Annotated in this window: 1 protein-coding gene; it reads left to right on the plus strand. The window is 61.5% G+C overall.

Features of this window, described 5'->3' with window-relative positions; genetic code table 11:
• Window positions 1-719 (plus strand): peptidoglycan DD-metalloendopeptidase family protein (locus EN932_RS37180; protein ID WP_164890898.1); only part of this gene is annotated, 719 nt, incomplete at its 5' end.
• Window positions 720-837 lie beyond the last annotated feature (118 nt).

An 837-nucleotide genomic window follows, 5' to 3' on the forward strand; every position in this document is an offset into this window, starting at 1 on the left:
TTGGCGAGGGTGCCGTCGTTGCGAAGGCACCGGTGGCTCTTGGGCCGCCTTTGCGCGGCAAGGGTTATGTCGCGGCTGACGGCTGCTGCGATTCCATCCGCCATGTCCGCGCCCTGCTGTCGCTCGACGGCAAGTTCTACCTTGCCCAACGTTTCGCTATCGACTGGGAGCAAATCGACGACAACAACACGCTGGTCGTGGGCGACCTTAAGGTTCCTGCGAACTACCACATCTATGGCAAGCCTATCCTTGCCGTTGCCGACGGCACCGTGGTCGGGACGCGCGACGACTTGCAGGACCAAGTGCCCGGTGCGCTGCCCGCCAACTTGCCGATTGACGAGGCCGACGGAAACTTCGTCGTGCTCGACATCGGCTCGGGCTTGTTCGTCAACTACGCCCACATGCGGCCGGGGAGCATTAAGGTGAAGCTCGGAGACAAGGTGCAGCGCGGCGATCAGATTGGCGAAGTCGGCAATACCGGGAACAGTCAAGCGCCGCATTTGCACCTGCATGTCATGGACAGCGCTTCTCCGTTGGCCTCGGACGGCCTCCCCTACGTGTTCGACAGCTTTACCATCACCGCCGTCGGCGAGGCCACCGAGGATTTTGACATGGCGGAAGCGACCGGATCGCCGATGACGCTTACGCCGCGCGTCCCGCCCCAGAAACTGGAAGACGTGCTGCCGCTTGACCTGTCTGTTGTTGACTGGCCACAGTGATCGCCTTGTAAAAGGCAGTGGACAGTCCGCCCTGATTTCCGAAATGGTGAGCTCGAAGCCGATGACCGCCACCCGCACAATACCCTTACGTCTTTTCCTTGCCGCTGCCGTCCTTACC

Origin of the sequence: Mesorhizobium sp. M7A.F.Ca.US.002.01.1.1 (genome assembly GCF_004022955.1) — a bacterium.
Taxonomy (GTDB): domain Bacteria; phylum Pseudomonadota; class Alphaproteobacteria; order Rhizobiales; family Rhizobiaceae; genus Mesorhizobium; species Mesorhizobium ciceri.